The organism is Lentzea alba (assembly GCF_011067745.1).
In the GTDB taxonomy this organism is placed as follows: Bacteria; Actinomycetota; Actinomycetes; order Mycobacteriales; family Pseudonocardiaceae; genus Lentzea; species Lentzea alba.
The window spans coordinates 19,348-45,452 of record NZ_JAAMPJ010000013.1; the positions used below are offsets into that span (position 1 = coordinate 19,348).

General features: G+C 69.7%; 24 protein-coding genes. 12 read left to right on the forward strand and 12 right to left on the reverse strand.

From position 1 onward, the window contains the following. Positions 1 to 66: 66 nt before the first annotated feature. Genes G7043_RS36690 through G7043_RS36705 form a run of 4 tightly spaced genes read right to left on the reverse strand, consistent with a single transcriptional unit; the run spans position 67 to position 5,955 of the window. A complete protein-coding gene (locus G7043_RS36690) occupies positions 67 to 2,448 on the reverse strand; it encodes a non-ribosomal peptide synthetase (RefSeq protein WP_166053286.1) in 2,382 nt (793 codons plus the stop codon). After that, positions 2,445 to 3,446, reverse strand: coding sequence for an ABC transporter ATP-binding protein (locus tag G7043_RS36695; protein ID WP_166053287.1), 1,002 nt, complete (start codon positions 3,444 to 3,446; stop codon positions 2,445 to 2,447). Before G7043_RS36695 ends, G7043_RS36690 begins: the two co-directional genes overlap by 4 nt. Beyond that, entirely contained in the window at positions 3,443 to 4,888 is a 1,446-nt protein-coding gene (locus tag G7043_RS36700; protein WP_313888252.1) for an ABC transporter permease, read from the reverse strand. The genes G7043_RS36695 and G7043_RS36700 overlap by 4 nt, the downstream gene beginning before the upstream one ends. Before the next feature lie 56 nt (positions 4,889 to 4,944). After that, positions 4,945 to 5,955, reverse strand: a complete 1,011-nt coding sequence (locus G7043_RS36705) for an iron ABC transporter substrate-binding protein (protein WP_313888253.1) — start codon at positions 5,953 to 5,955, stop codon at positions 4,945 to 4,947. Positions 5,956 to 6,092: 137 nt separating this feature from the next. Here G7043_RS36705 and G7043_RS36710 point away from each other — a divergent pair, with 137 nt between their 5' ends. Beyond that, the gene (locus G7043_RS36710; protein WP_166053288.1) at positions 6,093 to 6,383 is read left to right on the forward strand and encodes a DUF1905 domain-containing protein; all 291 of its coding nucleotides are present in this window, start codon (positions 6,093 to 6,095) and stop codon (positions 6,381 to 6,383) included. Here G7043_RS36710 and G7043_RS36715 read toward each other — a convergent pair. Further along, positions 6,380 to 7,513, reverse strand: coding sequence for an endonuclease/exonuclease/phosphatase family protein (locus tag G7043_RS36715; protein ID WP_166053289.1), 1,134 nt, complete (start codon positions 7,511 to 7,513; stop codon positions 6,380 to 6,382). The genes G7043_RS36710 and G7043_RS36715 overlap by 4 nt on opposite strands. A gap of 195 nt (positions 7,514 to 7,708) precedes the next feature. Between G7043_RS36715 and G7043_RS36720 the strand changes: the two genes are divergently transcribed. Beyond that, on the forward strand, positions 7,709 to 10,327 hold the full coding sequence (locus tag G7043_RS36720; protein WP_166053290.1) for an AfsR/SARP family transcriptional regulator: 2,619 nt from the start codon (positions 7,709 to 7,711) through the stop codon (positions 10,325 to 10,327). Here the strand turns inward: G7043_RS36720 and G7043_RS36725 are convergent. Continuing rightward, positions 10,324 to 12,174, reverse strand: a complete 1,851-nt coding sequence (locus G7043_RS36725) for an MDR family MFS transporter (RefSeq protein ID WP_166053547.1) — start codon at positions 12,172 to 12,174, stop codon at positions 10,324 to 10,326. The genes G7043_RS36720 and G7043_RS36725 overlap by 4 nt on opposite strands. A 104-nt stretch (positions 12,175 to 12,278) precedes the next feature. Between G7043_RS36725 and G7043_RS36730 the strand changes: the two genes are divergently transcribed. Genes G7043_RS36730 through G7043_RS36745 form a run of 4 tightly spaced genes read left to right on the forward strand, consistent with a single transcriptional unit; the run spans position 12,279 to position 15,052 of the window. Then, on the forward strand, positions 12,279 to 12,611 hold the full coding sequence (locus G7043_RS36730; RefSeq protein WP_166053291.1) for a putative quinol monooxygenase: 333 nt from the start codon (positions 12,279 to 12,281) through the stop codon (positions 12,609 to 12,611). A 51-nt stretch (positions 12,612 to 12,662) separates the two neighbouring features. Next, the gene (locus tag G7043_RS36735) at positions 12,663 to 12,941 is read left to right on the forward strand and encodes a hypothetical protein (RefSeq protein WP_166053292.1); all 279 of its coding nucleotides are present in this window, start codon (positions 12,663 to 12,665) and stop codon (positions 12,939 to 12,941) included. Then, positions 12,938 to 14,617, forward strand: coding sequence for a GMC family oxidoreductase (locus G7043_RS36740; protein ID WP_166053293.1), 1,680 nt, complete (start codon positions 12,938 to 12,940; stop codon positions 14,615 to 14,617). Before G7043_RS36735 ends, G7043_RS36740 begins: the two co-directional genes overlap by 4 nt. A 60-nt stretch (positions 14,618 to 14,677) precedes the next feature. Beyond that, positions 14,678 to 15,052, forward strand: coding sequence for a YciI family protein (locus G7043_RS36745; protein WP_166053294.1), 375 nt, complete (start codon positions 14,678 to 14,680; stop codon positions 15,050 to 15,052). Here the strand turns inward: G7043_RS36745 and G7043_RS36750 are convergent. Continuing rightward, the gene (locus G7043_RS36750; RefSeq protein WP_166053295.1) at positions 15,037 to 15,567 is read right to left on the reverse strand and encodes a hypothetical protein; all 531 of its coding nucleotides are present in this window, start codon (positions 15,565 to 15,567) and stop codon (positions 15,037 to 15,039) included. The two genes, G7043_RS36745 and G7043_RS36750, sit on opposite strands and share 16 nt — an antisense overlap. Then, positions 15,557 to 17,086 (reverse strand): FAD-dependent monooxygenase, encoded by a 1,530-nt coding sequence (locus tag G7043_RS36755; RefSeq protein ID WP_166053296.1) that lies wholly within the window; start codon positions 17,084 to 17,086, stop codon positions 15,557 to 15,559. Before G7043_RS36755 ends, G7043_RS36750 begins: the two co-directional genes overlap by 11 nt. 54 nt (positions 17,087 to 17,140) lie before the next feature. Between G7043_RS36755 and G7043_RS36760 the strand changes: the two genes are divergently transcribed. Genes G7043_RS36760 through G7043_RS36770 form a run of 3 tightly spaced genes read left to right on the forward strand, consistent with a single transcriptional unit; the run spans position 17,141 to position 19,598 of the window. Continuing rightward, positions 17,141 to 18,139 (forward strand): ABC transporter substrate-binding protein, encoded by a 999-nt coding sequence (locus G7043_RS36760; protein WP_166053297.1) that lies wholly within the window; start codon positions 17,141 to 17,143, stop codon positions 18,137 to 18,139. Next, on the forward strand, positions 18,136 to 18,870 hold the full coding sequence (locus G7043_RS36765; protein WP_166053298.1) for an ABC transporter ATP-binding protein: 735 nt from the start codon (positions 18,136 to 18,138) through the stop codon (positions 18,868 to 18,870). Before G7043_RS36760 ends, G7043_RS36765 begins: the two co-directional genes overlap by 4 nt. Continuing rightward, a complete protein-coding gene (locus G7043_RS36770) occupies positions 18,867 to 19,598 on the forward strand; it encodes an ABC transporter permease (RefSeq protein ID WP_166053299.1) in 732 nt (243 codons plus the stop codon). Before G7043_RS36765 ends, G7043_RS36770 begins: the two co-directional genes overlap by 4 nt. On the opposite strand, the gene G7043_RS36775 is transcribed toward G7043_RS36770, so the two are convergent. From G7043_RS36775 to G7043_RS36785, 3 genes are read right to left on the reverse strand one after another with little or no spacing between them, the layout of a single operon-like run. After that, positions 19,589 to 20,254, reverse strand: a complete 666-nt coding sequence (locus G7043_RS36775; protein ID WP_166053300.1) for a CE1759 family FMN reductase — start codon at positions 20,252 to 20,254, stop codon at positions 19,589 to 19,591. The two genes, G7043_RS36770 and G7043_RS36775, sit on opposite strands and share 10 nt — an antisense overlap. Continuing rightward, a complete protein-coding gene (locus tag G7043_RS36780; protein ID WP_166053301.1) occupies positions 20,251 to 20,643 on the reverse strand; it encodes a MarR family winged helix-turn-helix transcriptional regulator in 393 nt (130 codons plus the stop codon). Before G7043_RS36780 ends, G7043_RS36775 begins: the two co-directional genes overlap by 4 nt. 43 nt (positions 20,644 to 20,686) lie before the next feature. After that, a complete protein-coding gene (locus G7043_RS36785; protein ID WP_166053302.1) occupies positions 20,687 to 21,844 on the reverse strand; it encodes an LLM class flavin-dependent oxidoreductase in 1,158 nt (385 codons plus the stop codon). A gap of 91 nt (positions 21,845 to 21,935) precedes the next feature. On the opposite strand from G7043_RS36785, the gene G7043_RS36790 reads away from it, so the two are divergent. The 3 genes from G7043_RS36790 to G7043_RS36800 are packed head-to-tail and all read left to right on the forward strand — an operon-like array spanning position 21,936 to position 25,414. Next, positions 21,936 to 22,547, forward strand: a complete 612-nt coding sequence (locus G7043_RS36790; RefSeq protein ID WP_166053303.1) for an ABC transporter ATP-binding protein — start codon at positions 21,936 to 21,938, stop codon at positions 22,545 to 22,547. Then, entirely contained in the window at positions 22,544 to 23,851 is a 1,308-nt protein-coding gene (locus tag G7043_RS36795) for a DUF6297 family protein (protein ID WP_166053305.1), read from the forward strand. The genes G7043_RS36790 and G7043_RS36795 overlap by 4 nt, the downstream gene beginning before the upstream one ends. Before the next feature lie 39 nt (positions 23,852 to 23,890). Continuing rightward, positions 23,891 to 25,414, forward strand: a complete 1,524-nt coding sequence (locus G7043_RS36800) for a nucleotidyl transferase AbiEii/AbiGii toxin family protein (protein WP_166053306.1) — start codon at positions 23,891 to 23,893, stop codon at positions 25,412 to 25,414. On the opposite strand, the gene G7043_RS36805 is transcribed toward G7043_RS36800, so the two are convergent. Further along, positions 25,411 to 26,067, reverse strand: coding sequence for a type 1 glutamine amidotransferase domain-containing protein (locus tag G7043_RS36805; RefSeq protein ID WP_166053307.1), 657 nt, complete (start codon positions 26,065 to 26,067; stop codon positions 25,411 to 25,413). The two genes, G7043_RS36800 and G7043_RS36805, sit on opposite strands and share 4 nt — an antisense overlap. Positions 26,068 to 26,105 lie beyond the last annotated feature (38 nt).

Genomic DNA, 26,105 nt, shown 5'->3' on the forward strand with positions numbered 1-26,105 from the left:
GACGACTTTACGACGTTTACCGACCAGTTCGGTAGGTTTACCGACCGAACTGGTCGGTGGCGTTCGTCACCCCAACGGGGGAATGGTGTGCCACTTCGACCGCACCCGATCGACCCCGAGCCACACCGCGCACCCCACCGCGACGCACACGACCCACACGATCGGTGAGGGCACCTCTGGCTGCAGGTGCGGGAACACCGCGTAGTGCGTGAGGTAGATGGCGAGTGACGCGCTGGCCAGCAGGCTCACCGGGGTGAGCAGCCGGCGCGGCACCGGCACGCGGGCCAGTGACAGCAGCACGATCACGCCGGCGATCACGACGATCTCGCGCGACAGGTCCTCCATCCGGCCGGGCACCATCACGACCAGCACCACCACCACGAGGCACTTCTGCCACAACGCGGGGGAGCGGTGGGCGAGCCAGCCGAGGGCGACGAACCAGGCGGCGCCGAGCGTGGTCATGTTGCGCGCGAAGAAGTCGCCGTCGACGGTGAACCTCAGGGCCAGCGTGAGGCCGAGCAACGCCAGCGCGAACGCGTAGCCGTGCCGTTGTTCCCAGCGCCGGATCGCCGGTACGGCGAAGACCAGGGCGCACAGGAGAAGGACGTGCACCACGACCTCGACGAACCAGTACCCGGCCGCGCCGACGCGGGTGAAGTTGTTGACCAGCAACACGTTGTCGATGGTGACGTCGTCGGTGGCCGCGACCCGGTAGGTGAGCCAGAGCGACGTCGGGACCGCGATGAACGCCGCCGCCCGCAGGATCCGCGTTGGGGCGGCGGGCAGCAGGAAGCGGGCGAGGTTCCAGCCCGCGACCACGAGCAGCAGGTGGGCGCCGCCGAGCAGCTTGAAGAAGCCGACGTGCGACCCGACGATCAGCAGGATCGCCAACGCTCGCAGCACGATCGTGGTGTCGATCAGCGGCACGCGACGGTGCCTGGCGCGGAGTTCTTCCAACAACGACACCGGCATCGTCGGCCACGAGGACGGCAGATCGCCCAGCAACCGTTGCAGCTGAACGGTCATCTGGACGTAGCGCAGCGAGTCGCCGCCCAGCGAGTTGAACGTCGCGTCGGACGGCACCGGCCGCACACCGAGCACGGAGGCGAACACCTCGCGCACGGAGTTCGAGCCGCGTTCCGACGGTGCGGCAACGGCCTTGTAGTCGATTTTGCCGTTGGACAGCAACGGAAGGGCTGTCACAGCGTAGGCGCGAACGGCGGTCGCGGGCAGACCGGTCAGCGCGCGGATCAGCCGCACCGCGCGGTCCGCGTCGCCGAGCACCGCGACGACGAGGCCGCTGTCGTCACCCGTGCAGGCCACGCGCAGGCCGTCGGCGGCGAGCGAGCGTTCGACCTGGTCCAGGTCGACGCGCAGCCCGAACGGCTTCACGAACCGGTTCTTGCGGCCGGTCACCGAGAACAGGCCGTGGGACTCCGCTCCCAGATCCCCGGTGCGCAGCTCGAACGTCGTGCGGCCCAACGCCAGGTCGTCCGGGGAACTGGCGTAGCCGAGCATCACGTTGGGGCCGCTGTAGACGAGCTCGCCGTCGTCGACGCGCAGCTTCCCGCCGGGGATCGCGACACCGATCGCGGACGGGTGCGAGGCGGCGAGCTCGGGCGGAAGGTAGGCCATGCGCGCGGTGGCCTCGGTCTGGCCGTACATCACGAAGAACCGCCAGCCGCGCGTGGCACCCAACGAGGCGTACCGGATCACGTCCGCGGGAGCCAGCCGGCCGCCGGCCTGCGTCACGTAGCGCAGTGACGGCAGTTCCATCGACTCGAAGCCGATGCCGTCCAGCAGCCCGAACGTGTGCGGCACGCCGTGCAGGCTGGTCACGCCGTGCTCCCGGACCAGCTCCCAGAACTCCTGCTCGATCACTGACCGCCCGGTCAGCACCAGCCCGGCGCCGCGCGCGAGGTTGCTGTTCACGACCGAGAGGCCGTAGCAGTAGTGCAGCGGCAACGACGTGATCGCGCGGTCCGTCGAACGGATGTCCAGGTACGAGCCGATCGAGGCGGCGTTCGCGGCGAGGTTGTCCGCGCTCAGCCGCACCAGCTTCGGTGACCCGGTCGTGCCGGACGTCGACAGCAACAGCGCCAGCTCGGGGTGCAGCGCGTGCGCGGTGCCTTCGCGCCGTTCGCTCCACTCACCGGAGATCACCACGTCCGGGTCGTACGCGGCCGTCAGCGCGGGAAGCTGCGCCGTGGACGCGAGAACGACGGGATGCTTGCCGCGCAACGCGGCCAGATACGCCACGATCGAGTCGACGTCGTTCTCCGCGGCGAGCAGCACCAGCCGCCGCGTCGTGCCGAGCCGTTGCGCCGCGGCGGTCACCCGCTGGTCCAGTTCGTGATAGGTCAGCGAGCCGTCCGGTGTCACCAGGGCGAGCCGGTCACCGTGCTCGGCGAGACGATCAGCGAACCCGAGGTCCGCCGTGGCCGTCACGGTGTGTCCGCGAAGAACAGGGCGGTCCCGTCGACCGACACCGAGATCGAGTCCCCGGCCCGCACCGGGACCCGGCCCTGCACGCGTGCGCGCACCCGCGTGCCGTCGGCGAGCCGCAGCAGGACCGTCGCGTCGTGCCCGTGGAACCGCACGTCGTCCACAGTGGACGGAACACCGGTGCTCCCGAGGATCAGCTGTTCCGGCCGCACCAGCACCGTGCCGGGACCGTCGCCGGACGTCCGCAACGTCCCGAGCGGCGTCTCCACCAGGCCGGCGCGGGCGACACCGGCGAACGTCACCGCCTCGCCCACGAACAACGCCACCCCGAGGTCGGCGGGGGAGGTGTAGATCGTCTGCGGCCGCGCGAACTGCGCCACGGCACCGTCGCGCAGCACCACCACGTGGTCCGCGATCCCCAGTGCCTCTTCCTGGTCGTGCGTCACGAGCAACGCCGTGGCGCCGGCCGCCTTCAAGGTCGCGCGAACGTCAGCCCTCAGTTCCTCGCGCAGACCGGCGTCCAACGCCGAGAACGGCTCGTCGAGCAGCACCACCGCGGGCCGTGGCGCCAGAGCACGCGCCAGCGCCACCCGTTGCGCCTGGCCGCCGGAGAGCTGGGCGGGCATCCGCGCGCCGAACCCGCTCAGTCCCACGAGGTCGAGCAGTTCCTCGACCCGGTCGCCGCGCTCACCCCGCCTGAGTCCGAACCCGACGTTCCCCGCCACGGTGAGATGCGGGAACAGGGCGCCTTCCTGCGGCACGATCCCGATCCCGCGCCGTTCCGGTGGCACGTCGGAGGTCAGCAGCCGCTCGCCCAGCCACACCTCGCCGGAGGTGACCGGGTGGAACCCGGCGAGGACCCGCAGCAGCGTCGTCTTGCCGCACCCGGACGGCCCGAGCACGGCGAGCAACCCGCCTTCCGGCACCTCGAAGTCGACCTCGCGCAGCACGGGGTCGCCGCCGTAGCCCGCGACCAGGCGCTTCACCGTCAAGCCGCTCACCGCTCACCTCCCAAATAGCGGTCCAGGACGACAGCCGGAATCGCCGCCACCACGAGCAGAACGGCCGCGTAGGGCGCCGCCGCGGCGTATGCGGCGACCTCGGTGCGGGTCCACAGTTCGGTCGCCAGGGTGTCGACGCCGGTCGGCCGCAGCAGCAACGTCGCCGGCAACTCCTTGGCACAGGTCAGGAACACCAGCGCGGTGCCGGCCAGGATCCCCGGCGCGGCCAGCGGCACGGTGACGCGCAGCCCCGTGTGCCAGCGTCCGTGGCCGAGCGACCGCGAGACGTCCTCCAACACCGGAGGTGCCTGCGCCACACCGGTGCGCACGGCTCCCACCGCCAACGGCAGGAACAGCACCGCGTACGCGAACGCCAGCATCGGCGCGGTCTGGTACAGCCCCGGCGCGAACCTGATCCCGAAGAACACCAACGCCAAACCGACGGTGATGCCTGGCAGCGCGTGTCCGGCGAAACTGGCCAGTTCGACCCCTCGCGCGAGCCGGCCCCGGTACCGCGCTGCCAGGATCCCCACCGGCAGTGCCAGCAGCAGCGTCAGCACCGCGCCGAACGCCGACACCGCGACGGTGTTCCCGGTGGTCGCCAGCACGTCGGACACCTCGACCGTCGAGGTCCCCGCCACCAGCCACCACACCAGGCTGACGACCGGAACCCCGAGCGTCAGCACGATCAACACCGCTGTCCCGGCCAGCGCGGGCAGGCGGGCTCGTCCCAGTGGGACGGTCAGCGGTTGACGACGACCGCGATGTGCAACCACACCGCGCGCCCGGCGTTCGCCGACGGTCAACGCGACCGCCAGCACGACCAGGACCAGGCCGAGGATCGCGGCCGGGGTGCGGTCGAACGTCGCCCGGTAGCTGGTGTAGATGCCGAGGGTGAACGCCTCGTACCGCATCAGCGACACGGCGCCGAAGTCGCTCAGCACGTACAACGCCACCAGCAACCCGCCGGCGAGCGCCGCGGGCCGGACCTGCCGCAGCGTCACGGAGAGGAACACCTGACGGCTCGTCCTGCCGAGCGACCTCGCGACCTCCTCCACCGCCGGGTCGGCCGTGCGCAACGCGGCGGCGACCGGCAGCAGCACGTACGGGTACGACACCAGCGTCAGCACCACGAACGCACCCGCGAACCCGGTGAGGTCCGGTGCCACGGAGATCCAGGTGAACCCGGCGACGTACGACGGCACCGCGAGCGGCAGCACCAGCAACACCCCGAAAGCCCTGCGCCCGACCAGGTCCGAGCGGGTCACGAGCCACGCGCTGAGCACGCCGAGGACGAGGCACGCGGCCGTGACCGCCACCGCGAGCGAGAGGCTGCGCAGTGCCAGTTCCGCGGTCCGGGTCCGGGCCAGCACGTCCCACACGACGCCCCCGCCGCGTTCGAACGAACGCACGGCCAGGTAGGCCAGCGGCAGCACGGCCACCGCGGCGACGAGGAGCGAAAGAGTGGTGAGAGCTGGTGCGGCCCGGTGTACGGGCCTCAGGACAACCCCGCTTCCTGCAACAGCTTCACCGTGTCCTGCAGCGACGACAGCTTGGAGAGGTCGATGTCGGGTGCCTGGAGGTCCGTGATCGGCGGCAGCTGGTGCTTGCTCGACTTCACGCCAGGATTGGCCGGGTACTCGGCGGTCACGTCGGCGAAGTGCCGTTGCGCCTGCTCGGACAGCAGGAACCGCACCGCCTTCTGCGCCGCCTCGCTCTGGTTGGAGCCCTGGATGATCCCGACCCCGGCCACGTTGACCAGGGCGAGCGGATCACCGCTGCCGGACCGGTGCAGCCGCGCCTTGACGTTGGCCTCGCCGCCCTTCTCCGCGACCATGGCGTACCAGTAGTAGTGGTTGATCAGTCCAAAGGGGAGCTGACCGTCGTCGACCGCCTTGAGGATGCTGTTGTTGTTGTCGAACCGCTTCGGCTCGTTGGCGGCGAACTTCTTGAGCCAGTCCCTGGCGAAGTCCTCGCCCTTGAGCACGCGCACGGACGTCACGAACGCCTGCCAGGACCCGTTGGTGGGCGCGTAGCCGATCTTGCCCTTCCACTTCGGGTCGACGACCTCCTCGATCGTCTTCGGCAGCGCGCTCTCGTCGACCACGCGCGGGTCGAAGGCGATCACACGGGCCCGGGCGCTCGTCGCCACCCAGCGCTTGTCGCGCGCCTGGTAGTTCTCCGGCACCAGGCCGAGCACGTCGGCGGGCAACTCGGCCAGCCTGCCCTGCGCCCCGACGGCGCCGAGCGCGCCCGCGTCCTGCGAGAAGAACAGGTCCGCCTCGGTGCCCTGACCTTCTTCCAGCAGCTGCGCGGCCATTTCACCGCTGCCGCCGTAACGGACCTCGACGTCGATTCCCACGGCGTCCTCGAGCTGGTCCAGGAGGGCCCCGACCAATTGTTCGTTGCGGCCGGAGTAAATGATCAGGTCGTCTGCGGAACTGCAGGCGGTCAACGTCGACGCCAGCAGTGCTGCCACCAGCGTCACGGTGCGTGCACGACGCCTCACCAGCGGTCCTCCTCGACTCAGCCCAGGTCAGAACGGGCGTCGACAAGGTAAAGCTAACCTAAGGCGGCATTCAAGTCGTGATGCCATTACGTGATGCGACGACGGACACATCACCTGTTCGGCCCCATACTGTGAGCATGTTCGTCTTCGACGCCGAATTGTGGTTGTGGGACGCCCGCCGCATGGACACGTGGACTTTCGTGACACTTCCGGAGGACGTTTCGGAGCAAATCAGAGAACTCGCCACGCCCGGCGCCGGGTTCGGTTCGGTGAAAGTCCGCGTCGGCGTGGGCGCCAGCAACTGGTCGACGTCGGTGTTCCCGGACAAGCAGTCGGGCTGCTACGTGCTGCCGATCAAGGCCGCCGTGCGCAAGAAGAACGACGTGGGGCCCGGTGACGTCATCGAGGTGACTGTCGACGTGGTTTAGAGCGACCAGTCGATGTCGGCGTAGATCGCGGCGTGGTCGCTGGCCGCGTGCACCTCGTTGGTCATGGTTTCGTAGACGTCCCAACGGTTCTTGGTCCGCGGCCCGCGCCACACCCCCTTGCGGAAGACACCGCCGCCGACCGCCTTGGCGAACAGCTCGGGGGTGAGCAGGACGTAGTCGATCTTGCCCTTCTCGTTCACGCCGCGGTACGTGCCGAGACGGTGGTCCCAGTCGAAGTTCTCGTGCTCGCTGATGTCGCGCAGGCCGGTGCGCTGGAACAACGGGCGCAGAGCCTCGCTGTCGGCGGTGTCGTTGAGGTCGCCGACGACCGCGATGTGCTCGTGGCCCTCGTCGCGCAGCCGGTTCACGATGCGGGCGATGCGGACCGCCTGGCGGAACCGGCGGCGCGCGCCGATCGGGTCGCCGGGAGAGCCGTAACCCTTGGACTTCAGGTGGTTCACCAGCACGACGACCTCGGGGCCAGCGGGCGTGCGGACGTGGTACTCGGCGCAGTCGCGGGAGAAGATGACGCCCGATCTGTCCTTCGCGTACACGTGCGTGCGGATGGTGATGACCTGGTGCTCGTCGCGGGTCAGCAGCCCCACGTTGATACCGCGTTCGTCGTTGCCGTCGATGAGGTGGACCTCCTCGTACGGGGTCCAGCCGACGTGCTTGAGCATGCTGGCGGAGAACATGTGCAGCAGCTCGCGGGACTCCGCCTCGACGACGCCGAGCACGTGGGCGCCGACGTCGCGCATCACCTGGGCGGTGTGGCGGGTGGCGAGTTCGCTGATCGGTTCGGTGGTGAGCTCGACCCAGCCGACCCAGGACTCGCGACCGCTTGCCACGACGGTGGTTTCGCCGGTGCGGTGCCGCGCGAGGAACCGGCCGCGGATGCGCCGCAGGATCGCGTACCTGCTCCGGTCACTGCGCAGCAGTTCGAGCGTCGCCAGATGTTCCTTGAGTTCTTCCTTGACTTCCGGCGTGTAGGCCTCGGCGGCGATGAGCTCGTTGAACCGGGCGTGGGCGGCCAGGACCGGAGCCGCGTGCTTGGTCGCGTTGCGGCCCATGACTTTGGGGCGCTCGAACATGTTCTCCACGTTGAACGACCCGATTCGCGTGGTGCTCATCGGTTCCAGGGTCGCATGTGGATATACGGGTCCGCCCAGGGCTGGTCGGGTGATCTTTCGCGGCGGAAGAGTGCGGGGAAGGCCCCTTCGGGCTGGGCTGCCGGTGTCTGGGTGACCGGGGCCTTCCTGCGGGGAGGACGTTGCCCGTTCGATCAAGGAGGAACCTAGGATGAACCTAGAATCCGCTGCTGAGGGGTGATCTTGGAGTTCGGGCTGCTCGGTGCGGTGGAGGTGCGCGACCGGGGCGCGCTGGTCGACATCGGCCACGTCCGGCAACGATCCGTGCTGGTCGCGCTGCTGGTCGAGGAGGGCAGGCCGGTGCCCGTCGACCGGCTGCTGGACCGCGTCTGGGGCGACCGGGCGCCGCTGAGAGCCCGCGAGACGCTCTACGGGTACGTGTCGAAGCTTCGCAAGCTGCTCGAACTGGACATCGAACGCACGCCCGCCGGCTATGTGCTGACGGTGGCTCCGGAGCAGGTCGATCTGTTCCGCTTCCGCGCACTCGTGCGGCAGGGCGCGCTCGACGAGGCTCTCGGGTTGTGGCGGGGCGAGGCGCTGGAGGGGCTCGAGTCGGAGTGGTTCGACGCGCTGCGGGAGAGCCTGCACGCCGAACGCGCCGCCGCCGAGCTGGATCGCAACGACGTCGCGCTCGCGGACGGCCGGCACGCCGTGCTGCTGCCGTCGTTGCGGCAGACGGCTGACGAACGGCCGCACGACGAACGCCTTGCCGCGCAACTGATGCTGGCACTGCACCGGTCGGGCAACGACGCGGAGGCGTTGCGGCACTACGACACCATGCGCAGGCGGCTGGCCGACGAGCTCGGGGTGGACCCGAGCAAGCCGTTGCAGGACGTGCACCAGCTGATCCTGGCCGGGGAACCGAGGGGTGGCGGGCCGCGGCAGCTACCCGCGCCGCACCCGTGGTTCACCGGCCGCGCGGACGAACTGGCCGCGCTGGAACCGGCCGGCACCGTCGTGATCACCGCGATCGGCGGCACGGGCGGCGTGGGCAAGACCGCGCTGGCGTTGCACTGGGCCCACCGCAACCTGGAGGCGTTCCCGGACGGCCAGCTCTACGTGAACCTGCGCGGCTTCGACCCGTCCGCCGAGCCGACACCGCCGGAAACGGTGTTGCGCGAGTTCCTGGAGGCGCTGGGGGAGAAGACGATCCCCGCCGGCCTGGACGCGCGGGCCGCCCGGTACCGCGGCCTGGTCGCGGGCCGCAGGATGCTGGTGCTGCTGGACAACGCCCGCTCGACCGAGCAGGTCGTGCCGCTGCTGCCCGGCTCCGACGTGACGGTGCTGGTCACGAGCCGGCTCAAGCTGGCGGGACTGGTGGCTGCGCACGGCGCGCGCTCGGTGTCGATTGACGCGTTGCCCCCGGCGGACGCCCACGAGTTCCTCACGGCACGGCTCGGGCCCGCGCGGGTCGCGGCGGAACCCGAGGTGGTCGCGGACCTGCTGTGCTGGTGCGGCGGGCTGCCGCTGGCGTTGTCGATCGTCGCCGCGCGGGCCGCGATGGAACCGGACTTCCCGCTGGCCGTGTTCGCCGAGGAACTGTGCGAGCAACCCCTCGACGCGCTCGACGCGGGTGAGATCGGCACCAACCTGCGGGCGGTCTTCTCCTGGTCCGTCGCCGCGCTGTCGGACGAGGCGGCGCGCGCGTTCGGCCTGTTCGGGACCGTCGGCACGGCGGACGTGAGTCTCGCGGCGGTGACGGCGCTGCTGGACCGGCCGGTCACGCGGACCCGGATGGTGATGCGGGAACTGGAGAACGCCCACCTGGTGCAGCAACACGTGCCCGGCCGGTACCGGATGCACGACCTGGTCAGGCGCTACGCGGCGGATCTGCCGGTGGACGCCGGATCGCGGCTGGCCGACTTCTACGCCGCCACCGCGCGGGCCGCGGCGCTGGCGCTGGAGCCGTTCAAGGCGCTGCCGGAACACGAAAGCCGCCAAGCTCTGACCTTCGGCGGCAGTGCCGCGGCCATGGCCTGGTTCGACGCCGAGCACGCCTGCCTGATGACCGAGCAGCGGCAGGCGTTGGAGCGCGGTGCTTTCGACGTGGCCTGGATGCTCGGCCGCACGCTGAACCCGTACCACCTCCGGCGTGGCCGTGCCTCGGACGACGTCGACGCCTGGCTGGTGGCGTTGCGCGCCGCGGAAGCGTTGGGGGACGAGACGAAGCAGGCGAACGCGCACATGTGTCTCGGCACGGACCACGTCGAGCTGGGCGAGTCGGCGTTGGGGCACGACCACCTCGAACGCAGCCTGGAGCTGTTCGCCCGCCACGACGACCACACGGCCCACGGCGCCGCGCACCGGTCGATGGCGTGGGCGGCCGAGTTCGAGGGCGACCTGGAGAAGGCGCTGGAACACTCGTTGCGGGGACTGGAGAAGTTCCGCACGGCCGGGTCGGAGATCCGCGAGGCCGAGTCGCTGAACGAGGTCGGCTGGCGGTACGCGTGCCTGGGCCGTTACGCCGAGGCGCGGACGTTCTGCGAAGACGCCTTGCTGCTCAACAACAAGCTCGGTCACGCCGAGGGTATCGCGGCCACTTTGGACAGTCTCGCGCACATCGCCCACCACGACGGCCGGCACGCCGACGCCGTCGCGCACTACCGCGAGGCGCTGGCGCTGTACCGGGAGCTCGACAACTCAGCCGAGGAGGCCACCGTGCTGGAGCACCTCGGCACCGTGCACGCCGCGGCAGGCGAGGACGCGGAGGCGCGTGAACAGTGGGGACTCGCGTTGAGGCTGTACGAGAAGCAGGGCCGCACCTCGGAGGCGGCGGCCCTGTCCGCCCGGCTCTAGACCCTGCTCAGTTGGCGGCCGCTCTCGATCAGTTCGTCGGTGAAGGAGTCGAGGGCCTGGGCGAAGTCGCGCTGGTCCGGCTCGTGCCAGTCCTCCAGGTGGTCGAGCAGCCAGCCTCGCCACGCCCGCACGAGCTGAGCGAACACGTCCGCGCCCTGGTTGGTGAACCGGTAGCCGTCGTCGCCGAACGCCAGGTGCCCGGACCGGACGAGCTCGCGCGCGGTCGGTTCGAAGATGCCGCCGGGCACCTTGGTCAGCTCGGCGATCTCGTCGAGCGTGGCGACGCCGTCGTCCGTCGAGGCCCGGTACACGCGGCCGAGCAGCCATGCCTGTTCCAGTGGCAGGTCGACGCCCGAGCGCCGCAGCACGGCCAGGCCGGGGTCCTCCTCTGACTTCGCGACCACCGTCGAGACGAGTTTGCGCAGTTCGTCGTAGGAGTTCGACGGCGGCGCGGCGAAGCTCTCGCCCACGCCGCTGTTGCCGGTCGCTGCGGCGCGTGAGGTGTCCCTGAGCTGCACCTGCGGCAGGAAGAACGCGACCAGCAACGCGACGAGCCCGATCGGCGCGGCGATCAGGAACATCATCTGCACCGTCTCGGCGTAGCCGGCGACGATCGGCACCCTCAGCGCGTCGGGCAGAGCGTGCACCGCGGCCGGGCTGGCGATGGCGCGCGGGTCGACGCCCTGCGGTACCACCAGGTGCTGGGGCAGTTGGTTGGCGTAGATCGTGCCGAACATCGCCACGCCGAACGAGCTGCCCATCGTGCGCAGGAAGCTGATGCCCGAGGTGGCCACGCCGAGGTCGGAGTAGTTCGTGGTGCTCTGCACGACGATCACCGGCACCTGCATCACCAGGCCGATGCCCGCGCCGAGCACGACCATGAACGCGCCCATGACCCAGTAGCTGGTGTCCGCGTCCAAATAGGACAGCAGGAAGAGGCCGACGGTGAGTCCGACGGAACCGACCAGCGGGAAGACGCGGTACCTGCCGGTGCGGCTGATCACGTTGCCGGTCAGCAACGCCGTGGACATCAGCCCGGCGATCAGCGGCAGCATCCAGAGCCCGGACGAGGTGGCTGACTCGCCGCGCACGTACTGCAGGTAGATCGGCAGGTACGTGATGCCGCCGAGCATCGCGAACCCGACCACGAAGCTCAGGATGCCGGACACCGTGAACACCCGGCTGCGGAACAACCTCATCGGCAGCATCGGCTCGGCTGCGCGTTGCTCGACGAACACGAACGCCACGAGCAGCACGATCGACGCGGTCGCCATCCACAGGATCGTCGGCGACGTCCACGCGTACTCGGTGCCGCCCCAGCTCGTGACCAGCGTCAACCCGGTCGCGGCCAGAGCGATCAGCGCGATGCCCGCGTAGTCGATCTTCGGGTGCCCGTCGGCCTTGATCGTGGGCAGCGCGGCGAGGGCCACCAGCACGACCGCGATGCCGAGCGGGATGTTCACGTAGAACGCCCACCGCCAGCTCAGGTGGTCCACGAACAGCCCGCCGAGCAACGGCCCGGCCACCGTCGCGATGCCGAACACCGCGCCCGCGAACCCCTGGAACTTGCCGCGTTGTTTCAACGGCACGACGTCCGCGATGATCGCCGTCGAGGTGACCATCAACCCACCCGCGCCGAGGCCCTGGACCGCGCGGAACGCGATGAGCATGCCCATCGACTCCGACCAGCCCGCGAAGAACGACCCGACCAGGAACAGCACGACGCTGATCACGAACATCTTCTTGCGCCCGTACAGGTCACCGAACTTGCCGATGAGCACCGTCATGATCGTCTCGGCGAGCAGGACGGCCGCGACGACCAGGTTCCGCCTGCGAGTGTCGATCATCTCGGGCACCGGGTGATGGTCGCGCAGGTCGCGCGCCCTCGCAGGAGATGACCGCGCCGGCCGCACGCCATAGGGTTGACGGCGCCCACGCGAAGGAGGCCGTCTTGATCTTCATCACCGCCAAGTTCCGCGTCCTGCCCGAACACGCGGAGGCCTGGCCCGAGATCTCCAGGAGCTTCACCGACGCGACCCGAGCCGAGCCGGGCTGCCTGTGGTTCGACTGGTCGCGCAGCCTCGACGACACCAATGAATACGTGCTGGTCGAGGCGTTCCGGGACGGCGAAGCGGGTGGCGCGCACGTGCAGTCGGCGCACTTCAAGAACGCGCAGAAGGAGTTGCCGCCCTACCTCGCGGAGACGCCGCGCATCGTCAGCCAGGCCGTGGAGCAGGACGACTGGTCGCTGCTGGGCGAGATGGAGGTTCCGCCACGCGGGTGAGCCTTGCCCGGATCGTTTGGTGCAGACAGTTCCTCCGATGAGGATGGCCGGATGGACGCCTTCGTGGAGTTGTCCGCCGAGCTGACCGGGTTCTCGGCGGAGGAGCTGAGGTCGACCGGACTGGTCGAGCAGTACCGCGCGCTGGCGCAGGACGCGTCGCACGCCGAGATCATCGAGCTCTGGTACACCGGCGTCTGGCGCGGGGTGATCCCCAGTTCCCGCGCCTACGCCGAAGGGCTCGCGTGGAAGGCCGTAGGGGTCGCTCCGCCAGGCACGCGCGCGCCGGGCTTCGGCAGCTGGGAGCACCGGCCCCGAAGAAGCTCGTTGTGAGGGCCGTCGTCGTCGGCGCCGGGTTCGCCGGCTCGCTGATCGCGAAGGTGCTGGGGGACAACGGGTTCAGCGTGCTCGTGCTGGAGGCGGGTGCGGACACCGACCACGACGAGGCCGTCGAGAGGTTCCGGGCCAGTCGCGTCAAGTCACCGCTGCGGCCGTACCGCACGACCGTCGCCGCGCCGTCGAGCGACTACCTGATCAACACCGGGCCGTTCGACTACGCGAGCCCGTACCTGCGGATGAACGGCGGCACCGGCGCCGCGTGGACCGGGATCACGCCCCGGATGCACCCCGACGACTTCCGCACCGCGGACATCGGCCGCGGCCGCAACTGGCCGATCTCCTACGACGACCTGGAGCCCTACTACCGCGCCGCGGAGTGGGAGATCGGGATCGCGGCCGACGCCGACGAGCAACGCCAGCACCTCCCCGTCGCGGAGGGCTACCGCTATCCCATGCACGCCTTGCCCCGCACGTATCTCGACCGCGTGGTCGCGTCCGTTGTGGACGGTGCCAGCATCGACGGGCACGAGCTGCTGGTCGTCGGCACACCCCAGGCGCGCAACGGAAAACCGGTCGACGGGTACCGGCCGGACGGCAACCTGTGCGCCGGGTACGCGAGCTGCGTGCCGATCTGCCCGGAGCAGGCCAAGTACACGCCGCACCGGACGCAGAAACGCTGGTCCGGCACCGTCGAGCTGCGCACCAGATGCGTCGTGAACCGGGTGCACGCGGACGAGTTCGGACGCGTCACCAAAGTCAGCTATCAGCGCTACGAGGACGACACGACCGGCAGACACACCAGGCACGAGGAAGAGGCAGACGTCGTCATCCTCGCCGCGCACGCCATCGAGAACGCCAAGCTGCTGCTGATGTCCGGGCTCGCGAACAGCAGCGACCAGGTCGGCCGCAACCTGATGGACCACCCCGCGCTGCTCACCTGGGCGTTGATGCCGCAGCCGGTCGGCCCGTTCCGCGGACCGGGTTCGACGACGGGCATCGAGGCGTTCCGCGGGGGACCGGAACGCGGCAGACGGGCGCCGTTCCGGATCGAGATCGGCAACTGGGGCTGGGGCTGGTCGGCCGGAAGTCCCGACTCCGACACCGCGGAGTTCGTCGCGGCGGGTCTGCGCGGCACGGCATTGAGACGAGCCGTGGCGGAACGGGTCAGCCGGCAGTTCGCGCTCCAGGTCGAGGTCGAACAGGAAGCCGACCCCGCGAACCGGGTCACGCTGGCGGCCGAGCGGGACGCGCTGGGCAACCCGCGGCCGAGCCTCCACTACGGACTGTCGGACTACGTCAAGGACGGTCTGCTGGCCGCGAAACGGGTCTGCGACCAGCTCTTCGAGATGCTCAAGGCCGAGGACTACACCTCGTACAAACCGGACGAGGAACGGTACTTCGAGCACAACGGCGAACCGCTGCGCTACTGGGGCGCCGGGCACGGCGGAGGCACCCACGTCATGGGTTCCAGTCGCCGGGACTCGGTGGTGGACCAGTGGCAACGGTGCTGGGACCACCCCAACCTGTACGCGGTGGGCTGCGGCAGCATGCCGTCGCTCGGCACGTCCAACCCGTCGATCACGATGGCCGCGCTGGCGTTGCGCACCGCCGACCACCTCGTGTCCAGCCGGGTCGAGGGAGTTCTCGGCAAAATGTCGAAAGCTCCGTGACGTCGTTCGACGCAGGGGTGGCAGCGGCCGAACGCTGTCAGTCGACATCGAGGAGAGAACATGCGGTTCATGCTCATGCACCGGGTCCAGGAGGACGACCCGGCTTCGTGGGAGCCGAACGCCGAGCTCATCGAGCGGATGAACGGGTTCATCGACAAGCTGACCGCGAACGGCGCCCTGCTGACCGGTGACGGAGTGCAGAAGGCGGGTTCGGTGGTGCGCAGGCGCGGCACCGCGGTCACGTCGATCGACGGGCCGTTCGCCGAGGCCAAGGAGGTCGTCGGCGGGTTCCTGATGGTCAACGCGAAGGACCTGGCCGAGGCCACGGCCCTGGCGGAGGAGTACATCACCTGCTTCGCCGGCGTCGAGGAGATGTCGGTCGAGGTCCGTCAGCTGGTCGAAGCCGAGGACATCGAGCCCTACCTGAACAAGTAGGCCAGTTCGACGACGAACCACTCGCCGTCGAACTCGAAGGACCCTCCCGGATGGAGCCGCACGTCCTCGACGTCCAGAGCAGCGAGGACGTGCGGCCCCTCCAGGTCGAGGGTCGTGTCGAACACCGTGCGCACGCTGACGTCGTCAGCGCGGACGTCCAGCGGTTCCGGGAGGTGCTCGCCCAGGTCCTTCAGCTCGACGAGCCGGTTGCGGTAGAAGGACGTACCGATGTTCGTCAGCCGGTGCACGGGCGAGACCGGCCGGTAGACCGAGCCGCCGCGGTGCTCCGAGATGAACCTGGGTTCCCTGCCGTCGAGCCAGTCCATCCGGCCTTCCGAGCCGTCGATGCTCAGCACGACGTACGGGTTGTGGTGCAGGTGCCACGGATGGGTTTCGCCCGGTTCGAGCTGGACCTCCCACACCCTGATCACCGGGTCGTCGTACAGCACACGCTGGCCGACGTCGACGAGCACGATCTCCTCACCCGTCGGCGACACCACCACGTCACCCCTCATGGCACACCTCCCGCAGATACCAGTCGTGGACGTGCCGCCACGAGTCGGCGGTCCAGGGTTCGACGAACGCCACGTGCCCGTCCGGTCTCAACACCACCACCGCATCGCCGAGGCCGAAGCGTTCCCGCACGACCGAGCCGGGGTCGAAGTAGGCGCGGTCCCGCAGACCCGAGTCGTGCGGCGCGTCCCACCGGCTCACCACGACCTGGCGCAGACCGGCGAGGTCACCGGCCACCGGCGGTCTGCGGCGCGCGTCGGTGAGGTGCAGGGCCACGAACGAGTCGCGGCAGAGCTCGTGCAGGTGCACCGGGCCGCGCAGCCCGAAAACCCGCAGGTCCGGGACCCGGTCGCCGACCCGCAGCGGACCTGGCGGGCGCACCAGCGACCAGTCCTCGCCCAGCCGCACGCCGAGCAACGTGCGGGTCATCGCGTCACTCCAGCCCGCCACCGAGTCCAGCCGACGGTCCATCACCGCCCGCGCGGCCTCGGCCATCGCGCCGGAACCGTTGATCGCCAGAGGTGCCTGTTCACGCTCGTAGCCCTGTAACAGCGCGTCAGAGGCCCACCCGCGGTACACCCACGCGAGCCGCCACGGCAGGTTGGACGCGTCGAGCACACCGGTGTTCAGACCGAGCGCCCACATCGGCGTGATCAGGTGCGCGGCGTCGCCCATCAGCAGCACGCGGCCGCGTTGCCACGACGACGCCACGCGGTGGTGCACGGTGTAGACGTTGCTGCCCAGCACCTTCAGCTCGTCCACCTCACCGATAAAGTGCAGCGCCTTGTCACGCAGCTCGTCGGACGTCGGCTCGGCGCGTCCGGGAGCCAGCGGGAACACGAACCGCCAGCAGTGCGGCTGCCGGACGAGGACCATCCACTCCTCGCGGTCGCCGAAGTAGGCGAGGTACGGGTAGTCGCGCGGGTTGCCGACGTCCAGGTCGCACACGAGGTCGACCAGCATGTACCGCTGCTCCAGCGTGTGCCCGCCGACCTCGACACCGAGCAGTTCGCGCACGGTCGAACGCCCGCCGTCGCAGCCGAGCACGTAAGCCGCTTCGAACTCCTCCGTCCCGTCGAACCGCAGCGTCACGCCGCCGGGGTGCTGCTCGAAGTCCACCAGTCGATGCTTCAGCCGCAACGCTCCGGGCGCGCGTCGCTCCAGCACGTCAGCGAGCACCGGCTCCAGCTCGTGCTGGGGGATGTTGATGACGAACGGGAACCGCGTCTCGTCCGCCAGCGCCGAGGTGAACACGCTCCCGGTCGACGTCCCGGTCGCCCGGTCGAGCTCACCGATCTCGTCGATGCGCAGCGACGCCGCCAGCACCGGGCCCAGCGCGTCGTACCGGTCGAGCACCTCCAGCGTCCGCGTCAGGATCGTGCCCGCCCTGGTCTCGCCGGACAGGTCGTCGGCCGCCTCGAAGACCACCACCGGCACACCGTGCGAGACCAGGCCCAATGCGGTGATCAACCCGATGGGGCCCGCGCCGATCACGGCCACGGGCAGATTGGTCGTGTCCATCCGTCCTCCCCGACCTCTATGTTCGACCACGAGGGCGCCTTCGGGGGAGGGATCATGCAGAAAGCGATTTCATTCGTCGTGCTCGCGATCGTGCTGGCCGTCTCGGCCTGCGGTGGATCGCCGCAGTCCGTCGAGTACCAGCGGACCAAGGTCAACTATCTGACCTCGTTCAACACGTTCGGCCGGGACGCGTACGCGTACGTGGCGCAGGAGAAGGGATTCTTCGGGCAGGCCGGCCTCGACGTCACGATCACGCCGGGCACCGGCAGCGTCGACGTGCTGAAACTGGTGGCGGGCGGGCGCGCGGACTTCGGCATCGCGGACTTCACGGCCACCGCGATCACCGTCGCGAAGGAGAAGCTGCCGGTCACCGCGGTCGCGGCCGTGCACCAGAAGTCGCTCGCCGCGATCGTCGCGCTGGAGGGCAGCGGGATCTCGAAGCCCGCGGACCTGGTGGGCAAGAAGATCGGTGACCAGCCGGGTTCCACGAACCAGGTGATGTTCCCGGTCTACGCCAAGGCGGCCGGCATCGATCCGGCGAAGGTCCAGTTCGTGCCGTCCGCCCCGCCCGCGTTGCCGCAGCTGCTGGCGGCCGGGCAGGTCGACGGGATCGGCCAGTTCGTGATCGGCAAGCCGTTGATCGAGGCGGCCGCGAAGGGCAAGAAGGCGGTCGTGCTGCCCTACGGCGACCTGGTGCCGGACCTCTACGGCAACGCGCTGGTGACGTCGAAGGAGATCGCGTCCACCAAGGCTGATCTGGTCGCCAAGTTCCGAGACGCGCTGCTCAGGGGCCTGGAGTACTCGATCGAACACCCGGACGAGGTCGGCGAGATCCTCAAGAAGTACCAGCCGACCCAGGACGCGGGCGTGGCGAGCGCCGAGATCGGGTTGATGGCGCCCTACGTGAAACCGAACGGGTTCAGCGGCCCGACCGGTGAGCTGACCCAGCCGCGCGTCGAGAAGATCATCAGCACCCTCGTGGACGCGGGCGCGATCCCCGCCGGTTCGGTACGTCCCGACGACCTGGCCTCGTTCGGGCTGGCGCCGAAGTGATCAGCCTGCACGGCGTCTCGCACACCTTCGGCAACGTCGAAGCGTTGGCGGGCATCGATCTGGAGGTGGGGGAGCACGAGTTCGTCGCGGTGATCGGGCGTTCGGGTTGCGGCAAGTCGACGTTGCTGCGCCTGATCGCCGGTCTGCTCACGCCGTCCGAAGGCCAGGTGCTCGTGGCGGGCGACCGGGTGGCGAAACCGCGGCGGGACGTCTCGTTCATGTTCCAGCAGCCGGCGTTGCTGCCGTGGCGGTCGGTGCTGTCCAACGTGTTGCTGCCCATCGAGATCTTCGGCTTCACCCGGCGCGAGTACCGGGACAGGGCGCACGAGCTGCTGGACCTCGTCGGGCTCGGCGGGTTCGAGAAACGGCTGCCGCACGAGCTGTCCGGCGGCATGCGGCAACGGGTGTCGTTGTGCCGGTCGCTGATCCAGAGTCCGCGGGTGATGTTGATGGACGAACCGTTCTCCGCACTGGACGCGATCACCCGTACCGAGCTTTCCGAGGAGCTGCAACGGGTTCAGCTGGAGCTGCCGCGCACGGTCGTGTTCGTGACGCACTCGATCGACGAGGCCGTGCTGCTCGCCGACCGGATCGTGGTGCTCAGCCCGCGCCCCGGCCGGATTCACAAGATCGTGGACGTCGACCTGCCCCGGCCACGGGCGCTGGGGCAGGTCGAGCTGGACCAGGTGAGCCGGGAGCTGCGCGGACTGCTGGCGGAGGTGACGGCGTGAAGGTCGTGCTGCCGGTGCTGGGCCTGCTGGCGATCATCGGCGCCTGGTGGCTCGCGACGATCGTGTTCGGGATCGAGCCGTTCCTGGTTCCCTCGCCCGCCGATGTGGTCGGTGAGTTCCTGGAGGTACCGGGCTATCTGCTGGAACAGGCGCTGATCACGTTGTGGGAGGCGGTGTCCGGGTTCGGGCTGGCCATCGTGATCGGAGTGCCGCTGGCGTTGCTGATCGTCGGGTCGACGGTGCTGGAGCGGATGTTCTACCCGTTGCTGGTGGCGTTGAACGCCGTGCCGAAGGTCGCCATCGCGCCGATCGTGGTGGTGTGGTTCGGGTTCGGCATCTCCTCGAAGGTGCTCATGGTGGTGCTGGTGTGCATCTTCCCGATCGTCATCTCGACCGCGTCCGGCATGAAGTCCACGCCGGGCGAGCTGGTCGAGCTGTTCCGGTCGCTGGACGCCGCGCGCCACCACGAGTTCTTTAAGCTGCGGCTGCCCTACGCGCTGCCGCAGGTCTTCGTCGGGCTGAAGGTGTCGATCACGCTGGCCGTCATCGGGGCGGTGATCGGCGAGTTCGTCGGCGCCAGTGCCGGACTGGGGTTCGTGATCTCCCAGTCCGGCGGCAACGCCAACACCTCGCTGGCCTTCGCGGCGATGACCCTGCTCGCGATCATGAGCGTCGCGCTCTTCTACGGGCTCAGCTTCGCCGAACGAAAGCTGCTGCCCTACGCCTGACCGCCCGCGGCGAGCCGCATCAGGTCCGAGTCCAGGTCGATCGACAGCTCGGTGCCGCCCGCGCTGCCGAACTCGTGCTGGTAGCGGCCCCACGACTCGTCGCGCACGGTCTTCTCGAAGCCGGAGGCCATGAGCGCCACCAGTTCGAGGGCCGCGCGGTCGATGCGCTTGTTCAGCCCGGGGTCCGTCCAGTCCTCGGTGGCGGCGAACAGCGACGTCGGCACCACGACGGTGCGCAGATAGGCGAACAGGCCGCGCATCTGGTCGTCGACCACGAGCGCGTGCCGGGCCGTGCCGGCGGTCGCGGCGAGCACGACGGGCTTCGCGATCAGCAGGTCGTTGTCGAGGATCTGGAAGAACGACGTGAACAACCCGCTCGCGCCCGCCTTGTAGACGGGCGTGCTCGCGACGATGCCGTCGGCGTGCTGCAGGGCCGTGATCGCCTGCTGCAGCTTCGGGCCGATGTGGTTGGACACCAACGCGTTCGCGATCTCGCTCGCCAACTCGCGCAGCTCGATCGTCTTGATCTCGACGGTGAGCTCCTTCTGCAGGCCGAGCGTGGCCACGCGCTGGGAGACGCGGTCGGCGAGCAGACGCGTCGACGACGGGTCGCTCGTGCCGGCCGACACCAGGACGAGCTGCTTCTGGGTGGTCATTTCTCCTCGTTCTGCGCCAGCTTGCCGGTGATCGCGGCGAGCTGCGCGAGTTCTTCTGGCGTCAGCACGCTCAGAGCGCGCGTGACGCTGCGGGCGTGCGGGCGGCCGATCTCCCGCTGAATCTCGCGACCGGCCGGGGTGAGCGAGAGACGCACCCCCCGGCGGTCACCGGGGTCCTGGCAACGTTCGACCAGCCCGCGGTCGACCAGGCGGTCGACCATGCGGGACAGGGCGGGCTGACTGAGCAGCACGTGGCGGTTCAGCTCACTCATCCGAAGTGGACTGTCGCACTTGGACAACGTGTAGAGGACGTCGTACTCCCGCATCGTCAGGTCGCCCCAGACGTCCTCCGCGTTGAACTGCTTCATCAGCACGGCGTAGGCCCTCATCAGGGACTCCCACGCCTCGTTGGCACGAGTCACTGTGTCGGCCTCATCGGGAGTCCTGGTAGGGGGAGCCACCCGTGACGTTGTCACCCCGGTTGGCGTTCGGCCTGGGCTGGCGGGCCGGCTGGTCGCCGTACTTCTCCTTGAGCCGCACCGCGTGCGTCGGCGGCTTGGCGGTCTCCGGGTCCTGGCGCGCCTCGATCTCCTTGCGCAGCACCGGGACGACCTCCTCGCCCAGCAGGTCGAGCTGGTTCAGCACGGTCTTGAGCGGCAGGCCGGCGTGGTCCATCAGGAACATCTGGCGCTGGTAGTCGCCGAAGTGCTCGCGGAAGGTCAGCGTCTTGTCGATGACCTCCTGCGGGCTGCCGACCGACAGCGGCGTCATCTCCATGAAGTCCTCCATCTTCGGCCCGTGGCCGTAGACGGGAGCCTCGTTGAAGTACGGGCGGAACTCCTTGATGGCGTCCTGCGACCGCTTCGCGATGTAGGCCTGACCACCGAGACCGACGATGGCCTGCTTCTCCGTGCCGTGGCCGTAGTGCGCGTACCGCTGGCGGTAGAACTTGATCAGCCGCATGTAGTGCTCTTTCGGCCAGAAGATGTTGTTCGCGAAGAAGCCGTCCCCGTAGAAGGCGGCCTGCTCGGCGATCTCCGGCGTGCGGATCGAGCCGTGCCACACGAACGGCGGCAGGTCGTCCAGCGGCCGGGGCGTCGAGGTGAAGCCCTGCAACGGCGTGCGGAACTTGCCCTCCCAGTCCACCACGTCTTCGCGCCACAACCGGTGCAGGAGGTTGTAGTTCTCCAGCGCCATCGGCAGGCTCTGCCGGATGTCCGCACCGAACCACGGGTAGACCGGCGCGGTGTTGCCGCGGCCCAGCATCAGGTCCATGCGACCCTTCGCCAGGTGCTGCAGCATCGCGTACTCCTCGGCGATGCGCACCGGGTCGTTGGTGGTGATCAGCGTCGTCGCGGTGCTGACGATCAGCCTCTTGGTCCTCGCCGCGATGTGGGCGAGCAGCGTGGTGGGCGCGGACGAGAAGAACGGCGGGTTGTGGTGCTCGCCGATCGCGAACACGTCCAGTCCCACTTCTTCGGCCTTCTCGGCGATCTGCACGATCGCGTCGATGCGCTCGGCCTCGCTGGGGGTCTCGCCGCTCACCGGGTCCCTGGTGATGTCGCTCACCGAGAACACTCCGAACTGCACGGCACCCGCCTCCTTCTGTCTCGCTGAGATTCATGCGTTTGCATCTACCTTAACGCACCGGCCGCCGAGCTATTCCCATTAGGCTGATCACATGCTTGAGGTGCGGGATCTCCGCAAGAGCTACGGCGACGACCCCGTGTTCGCGGGCCTGCGCTTCACCATCGCCGCGGGGGAGGCGGTGGCCGTCGAGGGCCGCAACGGTTCCGGCAAGTCCACGCTGCTCAAGTGCCTGGTCGGGGCCGAGACCCAGGACGCGGGCGAGGTGCTGGTCGACGGAGTCGTGCGCGACGAGGCGTCCGCGTCGTTCCGCGCGCTGACCGCGTCGCTGCTGGACGACGCCGATTACTTCCCGGACGTGTCGGTGGTGGAGCACCTGCGGCTGGTCGCCTGGCTGCACGGCACGCCGGAGCCCGAACGCGAGGTGCTCGACGTGCTGGGCGAGCTGGGGCTGTCCGAGGTGCGCGACCAGCTGCCGCCCACGTTGTCGAGCGGGCAGCGGCACCGGCTGGGCCTCGCCTCGTGCTTCGTGCGGCCCCGCGGCCTGCTGGTGCTGGACGAGCCGGAACAACGGCTCGACACGCAGGGACGCACGTGGCTGCGGGAGCGGCTGAAGGCGGAGAAGGCGGCCGGGGTGGCCGTGGTGTTCGCCTCGCACGACCGGGACCTCGTCGAGGCGGTCGCCGACCGGTCCGTGCTCCTGTGATCGCCCCGGAAATGATCCCGACGGCAGGCCAGGTCCGACACCGGCTGAAGCGTCCGCCGCCACCGTGGCGGTTCCGGCTCGCCCGCCTCTACGGGCGGCTCGTCAGCGCGTTGATCGCCGGCGCGGTCGGCTGGGGCGTCGCGTTCAAGGGACTGCAGAAGACCGGGCACGAGGGCGCGAGCGACTGGACCGCGTTGTGGCTGTCCGTTTTGGCGGCGGTGGTGCTGCTCAAGGTGTTGCTGGCGTTCGGGCCGGTGTTCGCGGGCCGCGACCGGATGTTCTGGGTGCTGAGCTCGCCGGTGGACCGGGTCGCGCTGCTGATGCCCCGCTTCCTCGGCCTGCTCGGGTTCGGCGCGGTGGTGGGTGCGGTGTGGCCCGCCGCCGTCTTCGGGGTGGTGGGGGCGACCTCGCCGCCGGGGCTCTCGCTGTTCGCCGGATCCGCCGCGGCCGGGATCGCGGTGGTGGCGGGTGCCGTTGTCCTGCAACGGTACCGGCTGCGTCCGCAGGCGTGGCTGAGCGTGCTGGCAGGGGTGGCCGTGCTCGCGTTGTTCCTGCGGCCCGGTTTCATTGCCGCCGAGGCGGTCTGGCTGACCCCGGTCGCGGTGCTTCTGGTCGTGGTCGCCGGATTGTCGGTGCGGCGGCTGACCCGCGTGGACCTGGCCGCCGGAGCGTCGCTCGCCGCGGTGGTGCGGGTGTCGGTGGCGTGGCTCGACCTGGCGTTGCTGGGCGCGATCCTGGCGGAACGCCGGGCGCGGCTGCTCGGTCGCGTTCGTTCCGCGCGGCTGCGCGGATCCCGGTTGACCGTGCTGGTGTGGACGGACGTGCTGCGCGCTCGGCGAGCACCGAACGCGGTGCTGGTCTGGGTCGGGCTGTTGCCGTTGCCCGCGCTGGTCGCACTCGGCGGTGAGGTCGACTGGGTGCCGGCGGTGCACCTGCTCGCCGCGTTCGTCGCTACCGATCGCCTGGCGGCCGGGCTCAAGGTCGTCTGCCGGTCCGCGGCGATCCGCCGGATGCTGGGGGCGCCGGACGGGTTCCTGCGGCTCGCGCATCTCGTGCTGCCGGTCGTGGGAGCCGTGGTGTGGTGCGTGGCGACCGTGCCGTTCACGCCGCACGTGTCCTGGCTCAACGGCGTGGTGTCCGCCATCGGGGCCGTGGCCGTGGTGTACCGGATCGCGACGCGGCCACCGCTCGACTACGGGGTCGCCGCGATCGACTTCGGGGTGCTCGGACCTGTGCCGATCGGGCTGGTCCTGCAGCTCGGCCGGGGCCGGTGCTGCTGTATTTGTTGTGCGTGCTGCAGGTGATGCTCGGCTAGGGTCAGCCCCTTCGCAGAGGGGGAGGGCATGTACGCGGGTGAGTTCGAGTTGCATCTGACCGGGTCGGAGTGGCAGGTCGACGAGCTGAGGGAGTTCGCCGAGCGCCACGGGCTCAAGTTCAGTCACATCGAGCTGCTGCAGGGTGAGGTGCCGTCACAGCCCATGCTGACGGTCGCGGCCAAGGGCACGATCGACGAGGTCCGGGCGGTGGCCGAGGGCTGGCGCGCGAAGCTGTTCGAGGCGGAGCTCTACCTGGTGCGGGTGAAGATCGAGGCGGCGCCGTGGAACGAGGGCGTGCCGCGGACCGACGACGAGGCCGATCCCGCGCTGTACTTCGAGCACCACGTCAAAACTCTGATGACCGGGACGTGGCACAACTGGCACGCGCGCATCCTCAAGGCGGTCGAGGGCCACGACGCGCAGGTGTCGCGCAACGCCCGCCGGAGGTATGACGACGGCTCGCAGGAACGGTTCATCACGCAGCGGTGCTTCGGGGTGGGGCGGAGCACCGCGAAGGCGAGGCTGGAGGCGTTGCTCGCGGACCTGAACGGGTTCGAGGTGCTCGAGGTCGAGGAGGAGTACGTCGTCCACGACGACGCGCTGCACATCGACAACGGCTGGATCCACGGCGAGTCCGCACGAAGCGACGACGAGCGGCTGCGCCAGGCCCCGCGCTGGGTGCGGGGATTTCCGGCGACCTTCCACCCGCTGGAGATCAAGCCAGGACAGGACATCACGCAACGCGCGGTGTTCGACCCGGCGCTCAAGCAGTTCGACCACGCCTTCCGCGGCGGCGACCCGCGCTTCGGCGACCCCGCCGAGGGCGCGCGGTGGCTGGACGCGCGTCGCAAGGCGATGGCGCACGTCCTGCACCTGATCGGGAAGTCGGACTGGCGCGAGAACCTGGTGCTGCGCGGCAGCGTCGTGATGCGGGCGTGGTTCGGCGACGCCGCGCGGGAGCCCGGCGACCTCGACTTCGTGGTCACGCCACGCGACATCACCTTCGAGAGCCCGCGGGCGCAGCAGCTCATGGACGACATCGTGCAGGCGGTTCACGACGATCCCGGTCCCGGCCTGTGGGCGGCGGGAGCCGAGACCGCGCACATCTGGACCTACGAGCGGGTGCCCGGACGGCGGATCGTGTTCCCGTTCGACGTCCAGGGGCTGCCGGAGGGTGCCGTCCAGATCGACCTGGTGTTCAACGAGGAACTGCCGATCGCGCCGGAACCCGTCGAGGTCGCCGGCACGACCCTGCTCGCCGCGAACCAGGAGCTGTCCCTCGCGTGGAAGCTCCAGTGGCTCGTGACGGACCGCTATCCGCAGGCCAAGGACCTCTACGACGCCGCGCTGCTCGCCCAGCACACCACCGTGGACACGGGTCTCGTCATCGACCTGCTGGGGCCGGAGCTCGGCGACCGCGCGCTCGACTTCGACCGGAAGTCCGTGCTGGGCCTGGACGACGTCGACTGGGACAACGCGCCGACCGAGCTGCCGGTCACCAAGGCCGACGAACCGGCGCTGCTGCAACGGATCGCGGCGGCCCTCCGTTAGAGCAACGAGGCCACGCGGGCAGCGGTGGCCACAGTGGACTGCGGGTTCTGACCCGTCACGAGCCCGCCGTCCACCACCACCGTGCTCGACCACGGCGCACCCGTCGCGAGCCGCGCGCCGAGTTCGGCCAACCTGCTCTCGACCGTGTAGGCGACGTTCACCCCGCCCTGGCGTTCCTCCTCGTCGGTGAACACCGTCATCTCCTTGCCGGCGAACACGAACGTGCCGTCCGCGCGGACGGCGGAGAGCAGTCCGGCCGGTCCGTGGCACAGCGCCGCGACGATCTTGCCGTTGTCGTGGAAGTCGGCCAGCAACGCACCCAGGTCCTGGTCGAACGCGAGGTCCGCCATGGGGCCGTGGCCGCCGGGCAGGTAGATCGCGTCGAAGTCCGCGGCGTTCATCTCGCCGAGCGTCGCGGGAGCACGCAGATCCTCAAGGGACGCGACGGCGTCGTCGAACCTGCCGTCCAGGCTGGCCTTGTCGACGGTGGGCACGACCCCGCCCGGCGTCGCCACGGTCACCTCGACACCGGCCTCGCGCAGCACGCGCACCGACTCGACCACTTCCTCGGCCCAGTACCCGGTGGGGTGGCTGGTGCCGTCCGCCAGCGTCAGCGAGTCGGCGCCGGACACGACCATCAGTAGCTTCTTCATGAGGCCATACCATCACGAATCCTTCAGAGGCGTCGGCC

What these genes read in the sequence shown, in the direction of transcription:
- G7043_RS36710 (WP_166053288.1), top strand. Translation starts at nt 6,093, where the DNA reads ATGTTCGTCTTCGACGCCGAATTGTGGTTGTGGGACGCCCGCCGCATG.
- G7043_RS36715 (WP_166053289.1), bottom strand. Translation starts at nt 7,513, where the DNA reads ATGAGCACCACGCGAATCGGGTCGTTCAACGTGGAGAACATGTTCGAG.
- G7043_RS36725 (WP_166053547.1), bottom strand. Translation starts at nt 12,174, where the DNA reads ATGATCGACACTCGCAGGCGGAACCTGGTCGTCGCGGCCGTCCTGCTC.
- G7043_RS36735 (WP_166053292.1), top strand. Translation starts at nt 12,663, where the DNA reads ATGGACGCCTTCGTGGAGTTGTCCGCCGAGCTGACCGGGTTCTCGGCG.
- G7043_RS36745 (WP_166053294.1), top strand. Translation starts at nt 14,678, where the DNA reads ATGCGGTTCATGCTCATGCACCGGGTCCAGGAGGACGACCCGGCTTCG.
- G7043_RS36750 (WP_166053295.1), bottom strand. Translation starts at nt 15,567, where the DNA reads ATGAGGGGTGACGTGGTGGTGTCGCCGACGGGTGAGGAGATCGTGCTC.
- G7043_RS36755 (WP_166053296.1), bottom strand. Translation starts at nt 17,086, where the DNA reads ATGGACACGACCAATCTGCCCGTGGCCGTGATCGGCGCGGGCCCCATC.
- G7043_RS36760 (WP_166053297.1), top strand. Translation starts at nt 17,141, where the DNA reads ATGCAGAAAGCGATTTCATTCGTCGTGCTCGCGATCGTGCTGGCCGTC.
- G7043_RS36775 (WP_166053300.1), bottom strand. Translation starts at nt 20,254, where the DNA reads ATGACCACCCAGAAGCAGCTCGTCCTGGTGTCGGCCGGCACGAGCGAC.
- G7043_RS36780 (WP_166053301.1), bottom strand. Translation starts at nt 20,643, where the DNA reads ATGAGGGCCTACGCCGTGCTGATGAAGCAGTTCAACGCGGAGGACGTC.
- G7043_RS36790 (WP_166053303.1), top strand. Translation starts at nt 21,936, where the DNA reads ATGCTTGAGGTGCGGGATCTCCGCAAGAGCTACGGCGACGACCCCGTG.
- G7043_RS36800 (WP_166053306.1), top strand. Translation starts at nt 23,891, where the DNA reads ATGTACGCGGGTGAGTTCGAGTTGCATCTGACCGGGTCGGAGTGGCAG.
- G7043_RS36805 (WP_166053307.1), bottom strand. Translation starts at nt 26,067, where the DNA reads ATGAAGAAGCTACTGATGGTCGTGTCCGGCGCCGACTCGCTGACGCTG.